Source organism: Acidobacteriota bacterium (assembly GCA_003696075.1).
Lineage (GTDB): Bacteria > Acidobacteriota > Polarisedimenticolia > J045 > J045 > J045.
Genome location: RFHH01000109.1, coordinates 1 through 4,421 on the forward strand (window position 1 = coordinate 1; position 4,421 = coordinate 4,421).

A 4,421-nucleotide genomic window follows, 5' to 3' on the forward strand; every position below is an offset into this window, starting at 1 on the left:
GATGAAGACGGGCACCGAGCGGCTCGCGGTCAGCACCTTGAGCAGCGCGAACTCGGTTTCGGTGGCGCTGTAGGGCTCGGCGTCGCGCACGCCGAAGAGCGGCCAGAACACGTCGATGACGAGGGTGCTCTTTCCGCTGCCCTGGGTGCCCCAGATGAACAGCGCCGGGAAGGAGCCCACCCGCTCCATGAAGCGCGGCTTGACCGGCGTTGCGAAGAACCACCCGATGACGGGCAGGATGACCTCCGGCCGGTTGAGCCTCGGCAGGAACTCGAAGACCTTGCGGGCGACGTGCAGGAAGTCGCCCTCGTCGGCCTCGACGTAGCGCACCCGCCCGTGCAGCGAGCCGCCGTTCGAGACGAACACGACGGGCGAGGGCCGGAGGAACCCGTCCTTGCCGATGGCGCAGTCGGGCCCGACCCAGAGGTGGACGCCGTCGCGCTTGTAGTCGCCGATCATGGTCGTGCCCGGCCGCCGGGGCACGTCGCGGCGGGCCAGCACGCGCAGCAGCCCCTGGACGTTGTTGTCGCTGCCGGTCCACTGCAGGTCGGCCGACGGCAGGTGCCGGATGAGGTCCCGCTTCGAGTGGAAGGCCTTGAGCGGCAGGCGCAGGTTCTCGACCACGGCGCCCCGGTCGGTGTGCGCCCGGCCGAAGATGATCTCGCCGTCCTCCATCTCGACCCGCATGGTCGGCGTGATGGTGAACGAGGAGATGGTCCGCGTCTCTCCGCGCGAGTTGACCGTGTAGTAGGAGCAGGTGTCCTCGTAGATCTCGCCCTCGATGGCGTCGTCGCCGCCGCCGTCGCCCTGGCCGCGGCCCGCTCCGCTCCGCTCGCTCGCAGCTTTCCTTCCGGCGAGGGAGACGGCGCGCCGCAGGTCGCGGGCCTTGAGCTTGAAGCGCTTCTCGAGCAGCTCGATGTACCGCCCGTGCATCGACGGGTCTCGGTGGGCGATGGCCTCGAAGATCGGCTTGAGGCGGTACTCCAGCTCCCGAGCCGGACAGTCCTCGGGGATGGCCTCCACGGCCTTCTCGATGTCGAAGACGAAGTCGTACAGCTCGCAGCGGACGCCCGGCTCGCGGTTGACCCGGCAGTAGCCGAGCTTCTGGAGCGAGTGGCAGGGCGGCGCGACGGTGCCGTCGTCGCGCACCGAGGCGGCGATCTTGTCGTAGCAGCTCTTGACGTAGGCCCGGCCGTCGCGGCCCCGGAGCTTGCCGAGGCCGCGGCGGTCGTACTCGAGGATCAGGTCGGTGATCTCGTCGAGGCCGAGGCCCTTGTGCACGAAGAACCGCACCATGTTGAAGATGGCGAGGCTGCGGTCCTCGGCCCCCTCGTTCCAGAGCCGCTGCACGGGCCCGCACATCTCCACGGGCGACTGCCAGTCGTAGCTGCCGTCGCCGGTGCGCCGTGCCTTCGCCGTGGCCCTCGGGGCGAGCCCCGTCGCCGACGCGGGGAGCCCTCGGGCGGCCGCGGGCGCCGGAGGCGGGGGCGGCGATAGGAGCCGCTCGCGCAGGGCCGGGTCCTCGCGCCGCTCCGCGCCGTCGAGAGCGACGCTGACCCGGTGCGGCCGCTCGGCGGTGGGCTCGCCCTTGCGGCTCACCGTGCCGACGACCTTGATGATGCGCGCCAGGTCGTGGATGGAGTCCACCTTGATGCGATCGGACTCGATCCGTTCGCGCAGCTCGGCCTCGAAGGCCTTGAGCCCGGCTTGCACGGCGTCGCGGTTGTCCGGGGTCAGCTCGATGGGCGGCACGGCGAACCAGAGCTGCGCGCCGTTGCCGCTCATCATGCGGAGCGGGCGGACCAGGCCCCGCTCCTCGCACCAGTCGGCGGCGGCCTCGGCGGCCTCCAGCGCCGCGGCCAGCTCCTCCTCGGTGCTCGCGGTGTCCTTGGGCCGCACGGGGTCGAGGTCCACGACCGTGGCCGTGACGACCTCGATGTCCTTGCGCGCGGCGCCGGACCTCAGGGGCCGGACGACGTTGGCGGCCCGCTCCAGGAGCCGCCGGGGGCGCGGCTGAATGCCCACGTAGACGTTGCCCGCGGCGTTCGAGCGGACGCACTCCCGCACGAAGGCGTCCTCGTCGTCGAAGAAGCCGATGCCGACGATGCCGCGGCCGGGGCGGATGACCCGGACCTCGCTCACCCCGTGGGGGGCGTGGGCCAGCCACCGGAAGGTGGCCCGGATGGCGTCCGGGTCGGGTCTGGGGCCGCTCATGGCCGCCTACTCCGTCTGCGCCGCCGCATGTCCCGGAAACGCGGCCCGGGCGCGGAGCTGGGACGCCGGGATGCCGAGCACCTCGGCGTAGAGCCGCCTGCGCTCGAGGTGCTGCCGCCGCAGGATGGGCACCTTGCGGTCCACGAAGTCGAACAGCACCGGGCGCCCCTTGTCCGGGTGGGGCCGCATGAGGCGCCCGAGGCGCTGGACCGTGCGGCCCCGGGCGCGGCCCGGGTAGGCCAGGAACACGCGCGAGAGGCGCGGCAGGTCGAGGCCCTCGTCGGCGAGCGTCGTCGCCACGAGGACGGCGAGCCGGCCGGCGCGGGCCAGGTCGAGGAGCGCCTTGCGGCGGTCCTTGGGCACCCGGCCGGTCAGCTCCGCGGCCTCGACGCCCGCCGCGCGGAGCCCGGCCGCCAGCGTCCGGCAGTGGTCCACCCGGCCCGAGAGCACCAGGCACGTGTGCCCGGCGCGGGCCTCCTCGGCGACGGTCCGCACGACGAGCCCGTTGCGGCCCTCGTCGGCCGTCAGCGCCGCCATCATCCGCGCGTAGTCGTCGGGCCCGGCATAGGGGAAGGTGAAGCCGGTCTCGACGAGCCGGATCTCGGGCAGGGTCAGCACCCCGGCCTCGACCAGCTCCTCGTGGGTGACCGTCGCCAGCGGGCGGCCGAGGTAGAGGTCGAGGAGCGCCGTCAGCCCGTCGGCGCGCTCGGGCGTGGCGGTGAGCCCCAGCCGGTAGCGGGCCGGGCAGCGGTGCACGAGGTCGCGGAAGGTGGAGGCCGCCACGTGGTGAGCTTCATCGAGGATCAGCAGCCCGAAGCCGCCCAGGAACTCCTCCAGCCAGCCGGGCTCCCGACGGACGAGCGCCTGCACGACGGCCACGGTCACCGGGCCCGGCGCGGCCTCGCCGTCGCCGCAGAAGCCCGGCTCGACGCCGAGCAGCTCGCGGAGCTGGCCGCGCCACTGCTCAGCGAGGTCGAGGGTGTGCACCAGCACGAGCGCCGGCGTCCGCAGCCGGGAGATGGCGCCGATACCGACGCGCGTCTTCCCTCCGCCGCAGGGGATGACGACCGTGCCCTGCGTCGCCCCCGCGAGACGCTCGACGGCCCGCGCCTGGTAGTCCCTCAGCGGCACCTCGGACAGCCCGTCGAGCCTCGCGGCAGGTAGACGCCGGCGGTCCTCGAACTCGACGGCGATCCCGTCCATCGCGGCGAGCCGCCGGAGGGTGTGGACAGCGCCGCGGGGCAGCACGACCTCGTCGCCGCTCTCGTCGAGGAAGCACAGCTCCTCGGGCTCGCCGCCCGGGGGCAACCCGAGGCGCAGGCGGTCGAGGAAGGCCGGGTTCACGAAGGTGAGGGCCCGGCGCAGGCGCTCCAGGAGCTTGTCGGGCGCCTCGGCGCGCCGGAGCCGGATGGCGGCGTCAACCCGCGCACGCATGGGCCGCCTCCTCGAGGAACCGGGGGATGTTCTCCAGCCGCCGCGTGGTGAGCATGGGCGGCAGGCTCCGCAGGAACCGCCGGCCGTAGGCCTTCTCGGCCACGCGGCGGTCGAGCAGCACGACCACGCCGAAGTCCCGCCGGCTGCGGATGAGCCTGCCCACGCCCTGGCGCAGCGTGATGATGGCCCGCGGCACCAGGTAGTTGCGGAAGGCCTGCGGGTCGCGCTCGCAGATGGCGCTCACCACCGGGTCCTCCGGGTGCGGGAACGGCAGCTTGTCGATGACGAGCCCGGTGAGCGCCTCGCCCGGCACGTCGATGCCGGTCCAGAAGCTGTCGGTGCCGAGCAGCACCGACCGGACATCCTCCTTGAAGATGCGGGCAAGCTCCGTGCGCGGCATCTCCTCCTGCCGCAGCACCCGGTGTCCGTTGCCGCCGATGCGCTCGTAGACCACGTCGAGGACCCGGTACGAGGTGAACAGGCCGAGGGTCCGGCCGCCGCACAGATCCATGACGCGGGCCATGACCGCGGCCACGGCGTCCGGGAAGGCCGGGTCCCGCGGGTCGGGGAGCCCCTCGGGCACCACGAGGAGGGCCTGCGACTCGAAGTCGAAGGGGGACTCCGCGACCAGCTCGAGCGCGCCGTCCGGCACGCCCAGCTCCGAGCGGACGAAGTCGAAGGTGCCGCCCGCGGTGAGCGTCGCCGACACCAGGGTCACCGACTCGGTGCGGCCGAACAGCTCCTCGCCGAGCAGCCCGCTCACGTCGATGGGC

At 73.4% G+C, this 4,421-nt stretch carries 3 protein-coding genes; all 3 read right to left on the reverse strand.

Annotated features, from left to right (window positions below; translation table 11 throughout):
* Window positions 1-2,214 (reverse strand): hypothetical protein (locus tag D6718_06895; protein ID RMG45658.1); only part of this gene is annotated, 2,214 nt, incomplete at its 3' end.
* 6 nt (window positions 2,215-2,220) lie between these two features.
* Window positions 2,221-3,648 carry a DEAD/DEAH box helicase gene (locus tag D6718_06900; protein RMG45659.1) on the reverse strand — a complete coding sequence of 476 codons (1,428 nt, stop codon included), beginning with the start codon at window positions 3,646-3,648 and terminating at the stop codon, window positions 2,221-2,223.
* Window positions 3,632-4,411 carry an ATP-dependent DNA helicase gene (locus tag D6718_06905; protein ID RMG45660.1) on the reverse strand — a complete coding sequence of 260 codons (780 nt, stop codon included), beginning with the start codon at window positions 4,409-4,411 and terminating at the stop codon, window positions 3,632-3,634. The genes D6718_06900 and D6718_06905 overlap by 17 nt, the downstream gene beginning before the upstream one ends.
* Window positions 4,412-4,421 lie beyond the last annotated feature (10 nt).